Genomic DNA, 16212 nt, shown 5'->3' on the forward strand with positions numbered 1-16212 from the left:
TTGGGATCTCACTTCACCGACCTTTGGATCGCGCGTCCGGGGAACGCTTCTGATCGCATCAAACAAGAAGGGTAATGGAAAATGGCGGATCTATCTGCAGCATCTGGCAGGATATCGAACCCGACGGGCGAATTGATCCTGTTTTACAGTCCCGGAGCCTGTTCGCTGGCATCGCATATCGCCCTGGAGGAGACCGGCAGGCCGTTCAGACCGATGAGGACGCTGCTTTCGGAAAACCAGCATCTGACCCCGGAATATCTGGCAATCAACCCCCGCGCCAAAGTGCCGGCACTCATCGCGCCGGATGGCAGGGTGATCACCGAGAACACCGCGATATTGACGTATATCGCCTTGACCAGTCCGGAGGCCGGCCTGTTTCCGGCCGATATTCTCGACCAGACGCTGTGCATCTCCCAGATGGCCTGGTTTTCGAACACGCCGCATATCTTCCAGAGAGCCAAGTTCAGGCCTTATAGATTCGTCGAAAGAAAGGAAATTTATGACGATGTCCGCAGCAAGGCAGTGTCCTCCTATTGGGAGAGCATGCAGGAGATAGATGGGCTGATTGCCGGCAACGAGTGGATCATGGGCGACCGGTATACGGTCGTGGATCCCTACGCCCTCGTCTTCTATGGCTGGGGAAGGAGCAACGGGCTGCCAATGGACACCTTGAAAAGTTTCACGCGGCATCACAACCAGATGCGCGAGCGGGCGGCCGTAAGGGCGGTGCTGGAGCGGGAGGATAACCCCCACTTCAAGTAGGGCGCATCTCCGTTTCAGGCGACGTAAGCCCGCGTTATCCCTCGCGCGATGAGAATGAGACAAAGAACTGGTCGGCGAGCTTCTTCGATGTCGCCTGCACCAGTCTGCCGCCCAATGCTGCAATCTTTCCACCGATATCCACATTGGCGCTGTAGGTCAGGAAGGTGGCATTGCCATCCTGCGCAAGCCTGACAACGCAGTCTCCCTTGGCGAAACCGGCGATGCCGCCATTTCCCTTGCCGATGATGCGGCAGCTCTCCGGCGCCTCGATATCGATGATCTCGACGGTGGCTGCAAAGGTTGCGGAAACCGGACCTATCTTGAGCACGACCTTCGCGTCGAAACTGTTCTCGGCCGTCTGCGTCAGTTCCTTGCACCCGGGAATGCAACGGCGCAGGACATCGGGATCGAAGAGCCTCACCCACACGTCGTCGCGTGGCTCTTCCAGCCGGTACTCTCCAGTGATTTCCATAAAAATATCGCTCTTCGCCGCGCAAGCGGCGAAGCCCTGTGTTCGATGATGATCGGGTCGGTGGATTGCGGGCTCAGACCGCGCAGTATCGCTCCTGAATGTCCTTGTCCGCCAGAAGTGTTGCCGCATCGCTGCGGTAGACGATCTCGCCCTGGTCGACGATAACCGCCCGGTCCGCAAGGTTCAGCGCCCATTCGACATTCTGCTCGACGAGGAGCAGCGTCGTCCCCTCCTCCCGCAGCCGCCTGAACAGTGCGCCCATCTCCTCGACCAGCACGGGCATGATGCCTTCCGACGGCTCGTCGAGCAGGATCATCTTCGGCCGGGCGATCATGGCGCGGGCTATCGCCAACATCTGCTGCTCGCCGCCCGACATCGTTACACCTTCCTGGTGCAAACGCTCCTTCAAGCGCGGGAAACTGCGGGCGATCTCGTCGATCGCAGCCGCCTCGTCGATCCGCTTGCGGTCGGCGACAAGCCCCAGCTGCAGGTTTTCCAGCACCGTCAGCCCCCGCACGATACGGCGTTCTTCCGGAACATAGGCGAGGCCGCGGACATAGCGGTCATGGGCCTTTAGCCGGGATATGTCTTCGCCGTTGAACCGGATGGCGCCGGTGGTGCGCGGCATGAGCCCCATGATCGAACGGATGATGCTCGTCTTGCCGGCGCCGTTGCGGCCGACAAGCGCAACGATCTCGCCCGGTTCCACCGCGAACGACACCCCGTGAAGCACATGGCTCGCGCCATACCAGCCGTTCAGGCCTTCGATTTCAAGCATAGCCATCATTTTGTCCTAGGTAGACGCGACGAACCTCGGAGTTCGCCTGGATTTCGGTCGGTGTCCCGTCGGCCAGCAACTGGCCATGGTGAAGGACGAGCACGCGGTCGCTGAGGCCGAGGATCATCTTCATCTTGTGCTCGACCAGCAGGATGGTGCGTTGGGCCGCCAGCTTCTCTATCAGCGCGACCATCTCGCGCGTCTCTTCCGGCCCCATCCCGGCGGTCGGCTCGTCGAGCAGAAGAAGCGCCGGATCGGCGACCAGGGCGATAGCGATCTCCAGCGCACGCTGCTGTCCATGCGCCAGGAATTTCGCCGGCGTCGCCGCCCGTGCCGACAACCCGACCGATGCGAGCATTGCCGAGGCTCTGTCCTCGCTATCCCTATCGGCACTGCGGTCTGCCCAGATGTTCATCCGGGACCGGAAAGCCTGTGCCGCGACGCGGACGTTCTCGAGGACGGAAAGGTTGGGGAAGATGTTGGTGATCTGGTAGGAACGGGCGATGCCGCGGTGCACATAGTCGTGCTGTGGCACGCCCGCCATATCCGCACCCCGAAACCTGAGCGTTCCGCTCGATGGTTTCAGGGCGCCGGACAGGATGTTGAAGAACGTGCTCTTGCCGGCACCGTTCGGCCCGATGATGGCGGTGATCTGGCCTTCCTGGAAATCGGCCGTCACATCTTTCAAGGCGACCAGTCCGCCGAACTGCTTGCCGATATTGGTGACGCTCATGATGGGTGCGCTCATCGGCTTTTACCCCAGGATATCAAGGTGCCCCAGATGCCCTTGGGCAGATAGAGGACAAAGAGGATGAAGATCACGCCGACAATGAGCTGCCAGTTGGATGTCCAGAGCGAGAAGATGTCCTCCATCGAAAGAAACGCCAGCGCGCCGATAAAGGGACCGAAGAAGCTGCCGGCACCGCCGAGCAGCGTCATCATCACGATCAGACCGGACGTATGGTAGTGGAGCGAATCCAGGGGCACGATCGAAAGATGCATTGCCGACAGCGTGCCCGCGAGCCCGCAGAGAATGCCTGAAAGGATGAAGGACAACAGCTTGGTTCGCTCGACATCATAGCCGCAGGCGCGCGCCCGTGTCTCGTTTTCGCGGATCGCCTCGATCACCGCGCCGAAAGGCGAATTCAGGACCCTCGACACGAACCAGAGCGCCGCCGCGACCACGATCATGATCGCGTAATATTTCACGAGGGGATCGAGGAAATTTACCGAGAAGCCAGGAAGGTGCAGCGTGCTGACCGTAAAGCCGCGCAGACCGTTTTCGCCACCGGTCCAGGAGGAGGCTTGCAGCGCCGCATAGTAGACAAGCTGTGCCAGCGCGAGCGTCACCATCGAGAAGTAGATGCCACGCGTGCGGATGGCGAGCACCCCCATGACCGTCGCAAGCAGGCCCGAAACCAGCACGCCGATCAGCATCGCGATGAACCAGTGGACCCCAAAAGCACCGATCGCGATACCCGTTGCATAGGCTCCGGCTCCGAAGAAGGCCGCATGACCGAAGGAAAGCAGGCCGGTATAACCGAAGAGCAGGTTGTAGCCGACCGCGACAAGGCCGTAGATCAACACGTTGACGGCCAGCGCCTGCGAGGGCAGCACCCAGGGCAGGATGCAGAGCGCCAGGATTGAAAGCGGCACCCGCCAGCGGCTGACGTTGGAAAACAGGGTCGCAAAGCTGCGTCGGGCGGGCGCCGGGACAAGTTCCGCATTTTTGATGACGGACATGGCGGTCTCCCTAGAGGCCAGGTGCGGCGCGGCCATAAAGGCCGTTCGGGCGCACCAGCAGAATGAGCGCCATCAGCGCGAACATGACGATCGTCGCCATTTCCGGGGCGAAGAGCGATGTCATGCTGACCGAGACGCCGACGATGAGGCCGGCAATGACGGCGCCGGGAAGCGAGCCCATGCCGCCGATCACCGTCACCACGAAGGCTTCGGCCAACACAAGCGTGCCCATTTCCGGGCTGACATTGCGCATCGGTGCAGCAAGCACACCGCCGAGTGCGGTGATGCCGACCCCGATACCGAAGACGATCAACCACAATCTGCTGATATCGACACCCAGCACGCGCATGATCAGCGGATCGGCGGAACCTGCTCTGACGATCAGGCCGAATTTCGTCTTTTCGAGGCCGATCCACAGCAGCAACAGGACGGCGACAACCACGCCGATGACGAAAAGCCGGTAGAGCGGGAAAAAGCCGATGCCGAGGTTCACCACGCCGCGAAGGGCTGCCGGCGTCGAGAACGGAATGCCGTCGGTGCCGAAGAATATGCGCACCGCCTCGACCAGCACGTAACCAAGACCGAAGGTGAGAAGCAGCGGATCGTCCGGCGAGCGGCCATAGAGAGGACGGATGAGGAAACGCTCGATCAGCATGCCGAACAGGCCGATCATGACCGGCGCGATCAGGAGAGCCCACCAGAAGCTCCCCGTCAGGCCGGCCACGTAGAGCCCCGCATACGCTCCCACCATGAACAGCGCACCATGCGCGAAGTTCACGATGCCGAGCATGCCGAAGATGATCGACAGGCCGAGCGCAACCATGATCAGGACCGCGCCGAGCGCGAGACCCGAAAACAGCTGCATTGCAATCAATTGGACAGTCATGACCTCATCCGTCCCAGGGTATCAGCTCTTGAAGCCGAGTTCGGAGCAGGTTCGCAACACGCTCTCTGATGCAGGTTCCGCGGCGACGATCTTGAAAAGATCGGCATCCGATTTCATCGCGCTTTTCGCCTTGGATTCCAGGACGAGTACCGATTGCATCGACTGGTGGTCGCACTTGCGGTAGGACTGCTCTCCCTTGGCGATATCATATTTCAGCGCTTCCAGAGCCGCGATGACCTTCTGTGGCTCCGTCCCGCCTGCCTTTTCGATGGCCATCAACAGCGAAGCGACGCCGGTATAACCGTAGGCTCCGTAGTCGGTCGGGATCGTGCCCTTGTACATGGCCCTGAAGGCGTCGTTGAACGCCTTTGCGGAAGGCACCGTTTCTTCCAGGCCCCAGTAATAGTTCGCGCCGCCGATGACACCTTCGAAGACTTCGGGATCGACCGCAAGCCGCTGGTTGTGCAGCAGCACCGGCACGACGATCTTCATCTGGTCCTTCACGCCGAAATCCACCGCCTGTTTGATGGAATTGGCCTGGTCGCGGCCGAAATTGCAGATGCAGAGAATGTCTGCGCCTGATGCCAGGATGGTCGGGATGAAGGTCGAATAGTCCGCCGCGCCGAACGGGTGCAGGATTTCGCTGACCGTCTGCGCACCGATTTCCTTGGCTGCCCGCTTGAAACCGCGCAGCATCTCGTGGCCGTAGGCATAGTCGGCAACAAGATAGGCGACCTTCGAACCCTTCTTGAAACTGTGCTTGGCGACAACCGCGGTCGTCATCGTCGGATTGAGCGCCTCATGGAACGTATAGGGGCTGAAATCCTTGATCTCGTTGATGGTGTCCGACTGGCTGATCGAGATGTACAGCATGCTGCGGGCACGGGTCACCTCGTTGACCGCCAGCTGTACGGCGCTCGAAAGTGCGCCGACCACCGCATGGACCTTGTCCTTTTCGATCAGTTCGAGCGTGCGGGTGGCGGCTTCGCCGGCATTCAGCTTGTCGTCGCGCACCAGGAGCTCGACCTTGCGGCCGGCAATTCCACCCTTGTCGTTGGCGAGCTTTACCGCCAGCTGGGCGCTGCGGACCTGGTCGTTGGCCTCGGCGGCGAACGGGCCGGTCAAAGGCGTCGGAAACCCGATGCGGATGGTTTCCGCCTGCGCCCGGGCTATCCATGGCATCGAAAGTGTTCCAGCCACGCCGGCCAACCCGATAAGGGCTGCACGGCGGCCGATCGGCCTCAAAGCCAGCTTCTCAATTCCGTTTGTCATCCTGTCCTCCTCCTGACATCGGATCGTTGTTGCATTCAGATCGTGCCGAGCGCCCTCAATATGCGCGTCGGCGTCATCGGTATCTGCGTCAGCACCGCGCCGTGACCCACAAGCGCATCGTTGACGGCATTCATCGCAGCGGCGGATGCCGCCGCCGTCCCTGCTTCGCCGCAGCCCTTTGCACCGAGTTCGGTGTCCCGGGTCGGCGTTTCGACGTGGGAAATCTCGATATCCGGCATCTCGCAGGCCATCGGCACGAGGTAATCGGCAAGCGAGCCGTTGGTGAGCTGACCTTCCTCGTTGTAGAGGCATTCCTCGAAAAAGGCCGCGCCCAGTCCCTGCACCACGCCGCCCCGCACCTGTTCGTCCACCAGCAGCGGATTGATGATACGGCCGCAGTCCTCGACCACCCAATGCTTGAGAATCTTCACGAAGCCGGTCTCCGCATCCACTTCGACCAGGCAGCCCTGGGCTCCGTTCGTGAATGCGAACGGATAACCCTGCGGCGCATAGTGATGCACAACGGAAAGCTGCGCCTGGGTTTCGGGCGGCAGCGTGTCCGACCGGAAGAAGGCGATGCGCGCGACTTCGGCAAGGCTAACGCGCTGCTGGCCCGTGACCGCCTCGACGATCCAGTCGGCGCGGATATCAAGCTCGCCTGGTTGCGCCTGCAGGATGAGACCCGCAACGGCGAGCAGATTTGCCTTCAGCTTGCGCGCCGCCTGCAGCGCCGTTTCGCCGCCGATGCCCGCTCCACGACAGGCCCAGGTGGCGCCACCATGGGGTGTCGTATCGGTGTCACCGGTCATCACCCGTACTTTTTCACGATCGATGCCGAGCTGGTCGGCGACGATCTGACCGATGATGGTCTCCGTCCCCTGCCCCTGTTCGGTCACCGAAATCGAACAATGCACCTCGCCGGACGGCGTGAGCTTGAGGATGGCGCCGTCCTGCGCGGAAATCCGCGCGCCACCGACCCCATAAAAAGCCGGGCTCGGGTTGGTGATCTCCACGAAAAGGGCGATACCGATGCCGCGCAGGATGCCGTTCTGCCGCTGATCGGCCTGCTCCGCACGAAGAGCGTCGTAGTTCATGATCGACTTCAGCCGCGCGAGACAGACCTGGTGGGAGAGCTTTTCGAACTGGTACCCGGTCGGCGATGTGCGGGGATAGCTGCTGTCCGGAATGAGATTGCGCTCGCGGATTTCAAACGGATCGAGGCCGAGTTCGCGCGCCGCGGCATCGACCAGGCATTCCGTCACCGCGCAGGCAATCGGATGCCCGACGGCGCGGTACTGGCTGGTCTGCACCTTGTTCTGGAACACGACCGAAAGATTGGCGCGATAAGAAGAGAAGTCATAAGGGGCACCCATCAGGCGGATGACCTGGTTTCCCTCGACCGCGCTGGTGCGCGGGTAGCTCGAAAAGGCACCGATCGCGGTTAGGTCGTCTACATCCATGGCGGTGATGCGACCGTCCCTGTCGAGGGCAAGACGCCCGGTTATCCGGTGATCGCGGGCATGAATATCCGAGACGAAGGATTCCATCCGGTCGGCGACGTATTTGATGGGGCGACCGAGCCGGATCGACGCGCCGACGACCGCCATCTCCTCGTGATAGACATGCAGTTTCATTCCGAACGAACCGCCGATATCCGGCGCGATGACGCGGACATTGGCTTCCGGAATGCCGTAGTGGCGGGAATAGACATCCTGGAACTGATAGGGTGTCTGGGTCGCGTGGTGGGCAGTCAGCCGGTTCTCGCTCGGATCGTAATCGGCAACGATGGCGCGCGGTTCGAGTGTCACCGCCGTGTGCCGGCCGAAAACGAAGCTCTCCTCGACCGTCGTGTCCGCTGCATCGAATGCCTCCTCGACGCCGCCGCTGTCGAGTTTCGTGGCAAAGCAGATATTGTCGGCGAGCTCTTGCGACATCGCCGGGGCAGACATGGCCTCGACCGGGTCCGCCAGTGCCGGGAGCTCCTCGATATCGACGATCACCAGCTCGGCGGCATCTTCGGCGATTGCCCTGCTGTCGGCGACGATGAGAACGACCGGCTGCCCTGACCACATCACCTTTTCAAGAGGTAGCGGCACTTGCGGCGGAGACTTCATGTTGCTGAAATGCTCGAGCGTTCCGGTCCAGGGCGCGCAGATCGATGCCAGGTCCTCACCTGTGAAGACGGCGCGAACGCCGGAGAGGGCCTTTGCCTCATCGATATCGATCGAAACAATGTTTCCATGCGCATAAGGGCTGCGGACGAAAGCCGCATGCAACATGCGCGGCAGCACGAGGTCGGTCACGTACCGCCCCCGGCCTTCGAGCAGACGCTTGGCATTCGGTCGCGATACCGAGCGGCCGATATAGGAGTTAGGCCTGTCGATGGAGCCGGCGAACGCGTTCATGCCTTCTCCTCCTCCATATGCTGCCGGCGCTGTCTCGCCGTCGTTTCGATCGCATCGACGATCGCTTCGTAACCGGTACAGCGACAGTAGTTTCCGGAGAGCGCGTCACGGATGCCGTCGCGATCGGGCTCGTCGCCGGAAGCCAGAATCCCGTAGGCGCTCACCAGCATGCCCGGAGTGCAGAAGCCGCATTGCAAGGCATTGCGCTCATGAAACGCCTTCTGGAGGTCGTCGATCGCTCTGCGATGGGTCAGGCCCTCGATCGTCTCGACGGCGCAGCCATCGGCCTGCACCGCAAACATCAGGCAGGCATGCACCGGTCGGTCGTCCAGCAGTACCAGGCAGGCGCCGCAGACGCCCATTTCGCAGCCCGTATGGGTGCCGGTGAGCTGGATGTCCTGCCGCAGGAAATCGGCAAGCGTGGTGCGCGGCGCAACCAGCGCCTCGATTGTCTCGCCGTTCACGGCCAGCGAAATCGCCACCTTGCCGCTCATCGGTTTGCCTCCAGCCGGCCGAGCAGCCTTCCGAGCAGCACCCTTGCAAGATGCCGGCGCATCTCCGGAGGCGTATGCTCGTCGCCGACCGGATCAAGCTCCGTGCCGAGTACGTCCTGTGCCTGCCGGATCGCCTCCGGCGTCAACTGCCGCCCGGTCAGCGCGGCTTCGACCGCACGCACCCTGACCGGCGTCGAGCCCACTGAAAGGAAGGCAATCCGCATGCGTTCGACAAAACCGCCCTGCATCTCCGCATCGATGCCCGCCCCGACGATTGCATAATCGCCGCGCCGACGGGCCAGTTCGTCAAAGGCCGTCCGGGTTTTCGCGGTTGCCAAGGGTACGTATACCGCGGTGACGATCTCGCCCGGCTGAAGCGCCGTTTCATAGAGATCGATGAAGAAATCCCCGGCACCAACGCGGCGGCTGCCTTCAACGGAGGCAATTTCAATGAAAGCATCAAGCGCCAGCGCCATGGCGGGAAATTCCGATGCGGGATCGGCAAGCGCCAGGCTGCCGCCGAATGTGCCCTTGTTACGGATCGCCGGGTGCGCCACGAAAGGAGCCGCCTTTGCAAGCAGCGGCGCATGTTCCCGCACGAGATCCGAGTCGAGAATTTCGCAGTGGCGGGTGGTTGCGCCGATGCGCAGATGACCGCCGGCGATGGAAAGACCGCGCAGTTCGTCCAGGCGAGCGATATCGATGAGAAGGCCGGGAGCCTGCAGCCGAAGGGCGAGCGCCGGGACGAGACTCTGCCCTCCCGCAATATAGCTCGCATCACCATCCGCGCTGACGAAAGCTTCCAATGCTTCCTGCACGCATTTCGGGCGCATGTAATCGAAAGCTCTCGCCTTCACCGGCTCCTCCCACGTGGCCCTCCGGATTTGTGACCACTTGGTTACAATATTTCCCAGGTCGACGCGTCGGTCAAGAAAAATAACCAACTGGTCTCAAATAAAATTACCACTTGGTCTCAAACGCCGGCCGCGCTATCGCTATGGGAAATAGTTGCCGGTGACTCGGTGACGGGCATGGCAGATCAGGGCAGGCATGACGGATCAGCAGAAGAGCCTTGAACGCGAAGGTGGCGGAGAAAAACCGCGGCGTCCCAAGCAATACATGCGGGCGAACGAGCGCGAACAGTTCATCCTGGAAGAGGCGGTCCGCTTCTTCGCCGAGCATGGCTTCGAGGGCCAGACCCGCGAACTCGCCAAGCGCATCGGCATCACCCATTCGGCGATCTACCGGCATTTTCCCAGCAAGGAAGCCTTGATCGAGCGAGTCTACGAACATGTCTATCTCAGCCGCTGGGACGATAGCTGGGCCGGCCTCATCATCGACCGCGGCCGGTCACTGGAAAGCCGGCTGACGGAATTTTATCTGCGATATGTGGAACGTGTCTTCCATTACGACTGGGTCCGGATCTTCGTCTTTTCCGGCCTCAAAACCTTCGACATCACGACGCGTTATCTCGACATCGTGCGCCGGCAGATCGTCGAGCCTGCCTGCCTGGAACTCCGCCACGAACTGGGCCTGCCGGGCCCGGACGAGGCGCCGCTTTCCGAGCGGGAGACCGAATTGTTCTGGGGTCTCCACGGCCGCATCTTCTATCTGGCGATCCGTCGGTTCGTCTATGCGACGCCCACCCCGGAATCTCTCGACGACATCGTCCGCGACGGCGTCAGAAGCTTCATGCTGGGTGGCCCCGCAATCGCAAAGGCGATCGTTCAACGGAAACCCTAGCGCGCATCCGCCTGAATGCCGCCGGGCCGATGATCTCGGCGGTTCCGTCGTGCCGCCCCTAATGTGCGCCCAGCATGGCGCGGCGGATCTCGTCATGGGCGATCTCGCCGTCCGAGCGCTTGAACTCCCGTTGAATGCTGCCATGGGCAAGCACATAGGCGCGCGACGACACGTCGATTGCCTGGAAGAAACTCTGCTCCGCCATCAGGATCGTCATGTTGCTCTTCTCGCGCAGCTGGGTGATGGCATTCAGCACGTCGCGCACGACGATCGGCGCCAGGCCCACCGAGGGTTCATCGATGATGATGATCTTCGGCGCCGTCATCAGCGAACGGGCGATCGCCAGCAGTTGCTGCTGGCCGCCGCTCATGGTCGAGGCGATCTGCCTGCGGCGCTCCAGAAGCAACGGAAAGGTTTCGAAACAGTAGCCGAGGTTCTGCTTCATCCGGTCGCGGACCAGTGGGTTGCTGCCGGCGAGCCTGAGATTGTGCTCAACCGAGATGTTCGGCACGAGGCGGCGTCCTTCCGGGACGATCGACAGGCCGAGGCGGACGATCTCGTGCGGTTGAAGTTTCGTGAGGTCGGTGTTCTTGCCGTTCCATTCGAGCACGATCCGACCCGCGCTCGCCCGCACGAAACCGAGGATGCAGTTGAGCAGCGTGCTCTTGCCGTTGCCGTTCATGCCGAGCAGCGCGACCATCTCGCTCTCGTTCAGTTCCAGCGAGACCTTTCGCAGAACCGAGACGGCGCCGTAACCGGCCGACAGGTTTTCGATTATCAGCCTATTCACCGAAATACACCTTCTGAACGAGCGGATTTTCGGCGATCTCGGACGAGGTTCCCGCCGCGATCAGGCGGCCGGTCTCGAAGCAGACGACCCGTTCCGAAAAGCGCATGACCGCATGCATGATGTGTTCGATCATGATCACCGCGACGCCTGACCGGTTGAGCGCGAAAAGGATCGCCAGCACTTCATCAATCTCTTCCTCCGACAGGCCCGCCATCGCCTCGTCGGCGATCAGGACCTTCGGATTGCCGACAAGCGCGCGGGCCAGTTCCAGCTTGCGCAATTCGAGCTGGGTCAGCCTTTCGGACGGATCCGAGAGGCGGCCCGACAGCCCGACGCTCGCAAGCACCGACCTTGCCCGGTCATGCTTGCTGCCCTCGACCTGGCAGTAGTCGAGTGGAACGAGCAGGTTTTCAAACACGGTCATGCCGATGAATGGCCGCGGGATCTGAAAGCTGCGGGCGATGCCCATCCGGGCTCGCTTATGGGCCTGGAGATGCGAGATGTCCCGGCCTTCGAAAAACACCGATCCGCTGTCGGGACGGTAGACGCCGGTGATACAGTTGATGAGCGTCGTCTTGCCGGAACCGTTCGGGCCGATGATGCCGAGCCGCTCGCCGGCGCCGACATCGAGATCGACGGGACCGAGCGCGCGGAACGATCCGAACCGTTTTTCGACGCCCCTGAGGGAGAGAACCGGCTCCGTCATGGTCTTGCCCTGCCTTTATTGCGGCCGAAGAGATCGGAAATACCGCCCGGAGCAAAGGCCACGAAGGCGATCAGGACCGCGCCGACGAAGAGAATGTTGAGTTCGGAGGATATGGTGACCGTGGCGATCTGCTGCACCGAAGCGAGCAGAAGAGCACCGATCACCGGGCCGACCCAGGTTCGGGTACCGCCGATCAGCGGCATGGCGATGGCGTTCAAACCGATGATCAGGCTGAAGGCGGTGACCGGTTCGACAAACGACGTGTAGAACGGATAGGGCGCACCGGCCGCGGCAAGCACCGCGCCGCTCAGGGCGCAGGCGACCAGCTTGAGGCGAAGCGTCGGCACGCCGGAGCATTCCGCGGCGTCCTCGCTTGCCCGCACGGCCCTCAGGCCACGGCCGATCCAGGAAATCTCCACCCAGCGGGCGAGCGCAACGCTGGCGACCGCGATCACCACCATGACGGTGAAATTGTATTGCGATGGCCCGGGACTCCAGGCAGGCGGCCGCGGGGCGTAGACGGCCATGCCGCTCGCCCCGCCGAGCCCGGAGATATTGTGCACGATGGTTTCGAGGACGACGACGAGGCCGAGCGTGGCGATGGCGAAATAGACTCCCTGGATACGCAATGTCAGGTAGCCCATCAGCACGCCGAGAACGGCGCCGACAATCGCCGCGGCCAGGATGCAGAGCGGCAGCGGCAGGCCGAATGTGGTGAACAGGAATGCCGACAGATAGACGCCGGCGCCGAAGAAACCGGCCGCGCCGAAATTGATGTAGCCGGCATAACCGCCGAGAATGTTCCAGCCTGTGGCGATCGTCACATATTGAAGGACCACGTAGCCGGCAAAGAAATAGAACGGGTTCCTGAGCAGCCACGGCATCAGGAAGCCTAACGTAAGCACGATGATGGCGCCCGCGAGGAACAGGAGGGAATTCTTTTTCATCGCGCAGCTCCGAACAGGCCCTGCGGGCGGAGGGCGAGGCCCAGCAGCAGGATCGCAAAGGCGACGCCGGGGGACCAGGAAGGGTTGAGGTAGCTGGAGACCAGCGCCTCCGCGATGCCGATGATGATGGCGATCACCAGGCTGCCGGGAATGGACCCCATGCCGGCGAGCACCACGATCGCGAAGACGCGGCCGATCTGGTAGCGCCCGGCAAAGGGTTCGATCGGGCCGACCATGATCAGGGCGGCTCCGGCGATGACGGCGGTCGCGGTGGCGATGCCGAACGCGTGCCGCTTGACGGAGGCCGGGTTGAGGCCGGCGATCGAAAGCGCCCGCTCCTCATGGGCGACGGCGCGGATTGCCGTGCCGGAACTGGTGCGGCTGAGATAAAGCCACACGGCAGCGATCGTCACGGGGGCGAAAAGCGCGGGGATCAGCAGCCGGTAGGGAACGGTGAGGACGCCGAACTTGAGGCTCGAGCCGATATAGGAAACGCTGACGGACTTGAGCTCGGAGCCGAAGCCGAGCGACAACAGGATCTCGATCACCAGCGAAAGGCCGAAGAACAGCGTCAGGCTCTGCAGTACGTTGGCGCCGCCCTTGCGCTCGAAAACAGCCGAGTAGAAGGCGTAAAGCACGACCCCGAGAAGATAGAAAGGCACAAGGCCGATCACCGCCGCAACGATCGGATCGATCCCCCATTGGGTCAGCGTATAGACGAAGAACGCGCCGGCGACGACGAACGTCGGATGGGCGATATTGGGGATGTGGAGAATGCCGAAGGTGATCCCGAGCCCCAGGGCGAGCGATGCATAAACGCTCCCCAGCAGAATGCCCGTCACGATGGCGTTCAGCAGAATGTCGATCGATAGCATTGATAGGGGCCCTTGAGCCGGCCTTGCGCCGGCTCTCTGGATCGGTTGAAGGATTAGCTGGCGCGCGCCTTGTTATAAGGCGCGGCGAGGTCGCCCGTCTTCAGGGATGGCGGGTCGAGAATGACCTGATGGCCCGGATTGCGGAACTGTTCGAGATCGTTGCCCTTGATGCCGCGTAGCTGGACCATCAGGACGCGGCGTTCCTTCCAGTCGCCGATCTCGGTAAAGGCGATCTTGCCGGCGATGGTCTCGACGGCGTTGGCATGCAGGAAAGCTGCCATCTTGGCCGGATCGACGGAATTCGAACCCTTGATCGCAGCCGCCGCCAGCTGGCCGGCGACATAATAGAAGGGCGGAATGTAAAACCCGAGCGGATCGACGCCCTGCTTGACGGCAATCGGCGTATACCGGTCGAAAAAGCTCTTAATCGCCGGTGTCTGCATGGTGGGCTCCGGAACGAAGGTATGCGAGTTCACCAGCCCGTTGAGTTCGGGACCGAGCGAACCGAGCAGCGCCCCGTATTGCGGGCCGATCATGGCACCGCCGAAGAGTTTCACCTTGTCGGAAATACCGATTTCCTTGACCCCGCGGATGATCGCCGTGCTGTCGGCCGGATAGGAGGCGATGAAGATCGCCTCCGGGTCCCCCGCATTGATGTTGCGGATCATCGAAGAGAAGTCGGACGTGTTCGGCGGGTAGCTCTGATTGAACACGACCTCCATGCCGTATTCCTTGGCGACTTCCGCGCCGCCCTTGGCGGCATTTTTCGAAAATTCCAGGTCGGCATTGATGATGGCGATCTTCTTGACCCCTTGCGCCTTGGCAAGATCAAAGAAGCCGCGGGCCCAATCCCGTCCGGAGTTCGGCCCCCACGGGCCGCTGTGGAAGAACTTGTCGTGCTTGGCGACATCGTTGCCGGCAAGGCCGAACATGCCGATCATGAACAGGTCGCGCTGCTTGATGAAGGGCATGACCGGCGCGGATAGGTTGGCGCCGTAAGGCGAAAACAACACGTCGCAGGCGTCCACGTCGACGAGCTTCGAATAGATCGCCGGCACGTTGGCGGCACTGCTCTGGTCGTCGTAGATGACCAGTTCGACCTTGCGGCCGAGAAGCCCGCCTGCCGCGTTGACGTCGTCTCGCCAGAGCTCGTAACCGATCTGGCCGTTCTTGGTGCTCGCCAGCGGACCGGTCAGCGACACGCTGGCGCCGACCCGGATCGGCTTGTCCTGCGCAAATGCCTTGCGCCCCAGGATTGCCGGCGCGGCAAGACCCGCAGCCGTTACCGCCATGAGCTTGTGAAACTGACGCCTTGTCTTCATAGCTTTTCCCTCCCAAGAAAATTCGCTAGACGAATAAATATTCGCATAACGATAGGCAGCAGGTCTTGCGCTTGTCAATCCCGTGTGCGAACGAAAAGCCGTGCAGCAGGAGAAATTCCGATGATTGACAGCAATTCGCCCGAGTTCGTCGAGGCGTTGGCACGGGGATTGTCGGTCCTGGAGGCTTTCGACGCCAAGGATCCGGAGATGACGCTGGCCGAGCTTTCCCGCAAGGTCGGCATGTCGATCGCCACCGTCCGGCGGAATGTCCTGACGCTCGAAGCGCTCGGTTTCATTCGCCGGCACAACAAGCATTTTCTCCTGGCTCCCCGCATCCTCACCCTCGGCTCCGCCTACCTGAACGCCTTCAATGTCGAAGAAGCGGTCACGCCTGAACTGCACCGGATCACGTCGCTTTTCGGCGATGCCGCCAACATGGCCGTGCTCGACGGGACGAACGTGCTCTACATTGCCCATCTTTCCGAAAGCCGCGGCGTGCGACGCAATGCCAGCCTCGGCGTCACCTATCCCGCCTACGCGACCTCGATGGGCCGGGTATTGATGGCGGCCCTTGCGGAAGAGGAGATGGACCGATTTTTTGAGGCCTATACGCCGGTAAAGCTGACCGACTACACGGTGACCGACGAGGCGGAACTCCGGGAAATCCTCGTCGAGACCCGCGCAAAGGGTTATTCGATCACTGTTGACCAGCTCGATTATGGCATCACCGCGCTTGCCGTGCCGGTCAAGGATAATACCGGACGGGTCGTCTGCGCGATCAACAGCTCAGGCTACACGCCCCGGCTGACGCCGGAGGAACTGGTCGAACAGCGCCTGCCGGAACTGCGGCTGGCGGCCAACCGGCTCTCCCAGTTGTTCAGCCGTTTTCCAGCGCTCGTTCATTCACTGGCGCCGGCCAACCCCGCCGCCCGCTGATCCCTCACAGCCAACTCCTCCTCTGAAATTTTTCAAAGCTCTTGCGACAGGGCTTGACACCCCGCGCCATCGAAATTCATT

Annotated in this window: 17 protein-coding genes; 3 read left to right on the forward strand and 14 right to left on the reverse strand. The window is 61.8% G+C overall.

Annotation, left to right across the window (positions count from 1 at the left end; all coding sequences use genetic code 11):
* Positions 1-81: 81 nt before the first annotated feature.
* Positions 82-762, forward strand: a complete 681-nt coding sequence (locus tag C5J24_RS21735) for a glutathione S-transferase family protein (RefSeq protein ID WP_105420873.1) — start codon at positions 82-84, stop codon at positions 760-762.
* Between the two features lie 34 nt (positions 763-796).
* Here C5J24_RS21735 and C5J24_RS21740 read toward each other — a convergent pair whose 3' ends face one another.
* The 9 genes from C5J24_RS21740 to C5J24_RS21780 all read right to left on the reverse strand — a co-directional run bounded on the left by C5J24_RS21740 (position 797) and on the right by C5J24_RS21780 (position 9669).
* Positions 797-1234, reverse strand: coding sequence for a CoxG family protein (locus C5J24_RS21740; RefSeq protein WP_105420875.1), 438 nt, complete (start codon positions 1232-1234; stop codon positions 797-799).
* Between the two features lie 73 nt (positions 1235-1307).
* Complete coding sequence (locus tag C5J24_RS21745; protein WP_046629602.1) at positions 1308-2012, reverse strand: ABC transporter ATP-binding protein; 705 nt, start codon at positions 2010-2012, stop codon at positions 1308-1310.
* On the reverse strand, positions 2005-2760 hold the full coding sequence (locus C5J24_RS21750) for an ABC transporter ATP-binding protein (RefSeq protein ID WP_046631876.1): 756 nt from the start codon (positions 2758-2760) through the stop codon (positions 2005-2007). The genes C5J24_RS21745 and C5J24_RS21750 overlap by 8 nt, the downstream gene beginning before the upstream one ends.
* Entirely contained in the window at positions 2757-3755 is a 999-nt protein-coding gene (locus C5J24_RS21755; RefSeq protein ID WP_046631874.1) for a branched-chain amino acid ABC transporter permease, read from the reverse strand. The genes C5J24_RS21750 and C5J24_RS21755 overlap by 4 nt, the downstream gene beginning before the upstream one ends.
* Before the next feature lie 10 nt (positions 3756-3765).
* A complete protein-coding gene (locus tag C5J24_RS21760; RefSeq protein ID WP_105401528.1) occupies positions 3766-4641 on the reverse strand; it encodes a branched-chain amino acid ABC transporter permease in 876 nt (291 codons plus the stop codon).
* A 21-nt stretch (positions 4642-4662) separates the two neighbouring features.
* Positions 4663-5913 carry an ABC transporter substrate-binding protein gene (locus C5J24_RS21765; RefSeq protein ID WP_105420877.1) on the reverse strand — a complete coding sequence of 417 codons (1251 nt, stop codon included), beginning with the start codon at positions 5911-5913 and terminating at the stop codon, positions 4663-4665.
* A gap of 35 nt (positions 5914-5948) precedes the next feature.
* Entirely contained in the window at positions 5949-8318 is a 2370-nt protein-coding gene (locus C5J24_RS21770; protein WP_105420879.1) for a xanthine dehydrogenase family protein molybdopterin-binding subunit, read from the reverse strand.
* Positions 8315-8812 carry a (2Fe-2S)-binding protein gene (locus C5J24_RS21775; RefSeq protein WP_046631867.1) on the reverse strand — a complete coding sequence of 166 codons (498 nt, stop codon included), beginning with the start codon at positions 8810-8812 and terminating at the stop codon, positions 8315-8317. Before C5J24_RS21775 ends, C5J24_RS21770 begins: the two co-directional genes overlap by 4 nt.
* Complete coding sequence (locus C5J24_RS21780) at positions 8809-9669, reverse strand: xanthine dehydrogenase family protein subunit M (protein ID WP_105420881.1); 861 nt, start codon at positions 9667-9669, stop codon at positions 8809-8811. Before C5J24_RS21780 ends, C5J24_RS21775 begins: the two co-directional genes overlap by 4 nt.
* Before the next feature lie 262 nt (positions 9670-9931).
* On the opposite strand from C5J24_RS21780, the gene C5J24_RS21785 reads away from it, so the two are divergent.
* Positions 9932-10555, forward strand: coding sequence for a TetR/AcrR family transcriptional regulator (locus C5J24_RS21785; RefSeq protein WP_046610378.1), 624 nt, complete (start codon positions 9932-9934; stop codon positions 10553-10555).
* Between the two features lie 58 nt (positions 10556-10613).
* On the opposite strand, the gene C5J24_RS21790 is transcribed toward C5J24_RS21785, so the two are convergent.
* Genes C5J24_RS21790 through C5J24_RS21810 form a run of 5 tightly spaced genes read right to left on the reverse strand, consistent with a single transcriptional unit; the run spans position 10614 to position 15195 of the window.
* A complete protein-coding gene (locus tag C5J24_RS21790) occupies positions 10614-11345 on the reverse strand; it encodes an ABC transporter ATP-binding protein (protein WP_205836964.1) in 732 nt (243 codons plus the stop codon).
* On the reverse strand, positions 11338-12051 hold the full coding sequence (locus C5J24_RS21795) for an ABC transporter ATP-binding protein (RefSeq protein WP_105420883.1): 714 nt from the start codon (positions 12049-12051) through the stop codon (positions 11338-11340). The genes C5J24_RS21790 and C5J24_RS21795 overlap by 8 nt, the downstream gene beginning before the upstream one ends.
* Positions 12048-12998, reverse strand: a complete 951-nt coding sequence (locus C5J24_RS21800) for a branched-chain amino acid ABC transporter permease (RefSeq protein WP_105401533.1) — start codon at positions 12996-12998, stop codon at positions 12048-12050. The genes C5J24_RS21795 and C5J24_RS21800 overlap by 4 nt, the downstream gene beginning before the upstream one ends.
* Complete coding sequence (locus C5J24_RS21805) at positions 12995-13873, reverse strand: branched-chain amino acid ABC transporter permease (RefSeq protein ID WP_105420884.1); 879 nt, start codon at positions 13871-13873, stop codon at positions 12995-12997. The genes C5J24_RS21800 and C5J24_RS21805 overlap by 4 nt, the downstream gene beginning before the upstream one ends.
* A gap of 53 nt (positions 13874-13926) precedes the next feature.
* On the reverse strand, positions 13927-15195 hold the full coding sequence (locus tag C5J24_RS21810; RefSeq protein WP_105420885.1) for an amino acid ABC transporter substrate-binding protein: 1269 nt from the start codon (positions 15193-15195) through the stop codon (positions 13927-13929).
* 120 nt (positions 15196-15315) lie between these two features.
* Between C5J24_RS21810 and C5J24_RS21815 the strand changes: the two genes are divergently transcribed.
* Positions 15316-16131, forward strand: coding sequence for an IclR family transcriptional regulator C-terminal domain-containing protein (locus C5J24_RS21815; protein WP_105420887.1), 816 nt, complete (start codon positions 15316-15318; stop codon positions 16129-16131).
* The last annotated feature ends 81 nt before the right edge of the window (positions 16132-16212 follow it).

The sequence above is a fragment of the Neorhizobium sp. T25_27 genome (genome assembly GCF_002968565.1).
Classification (GTDB): Bacteria; Pseudomonadota; Alphaproteobacteria; order Rhizobiales; family Rhizobiaceae; genus Neorhizobium; species Neorhizobium tomejilense.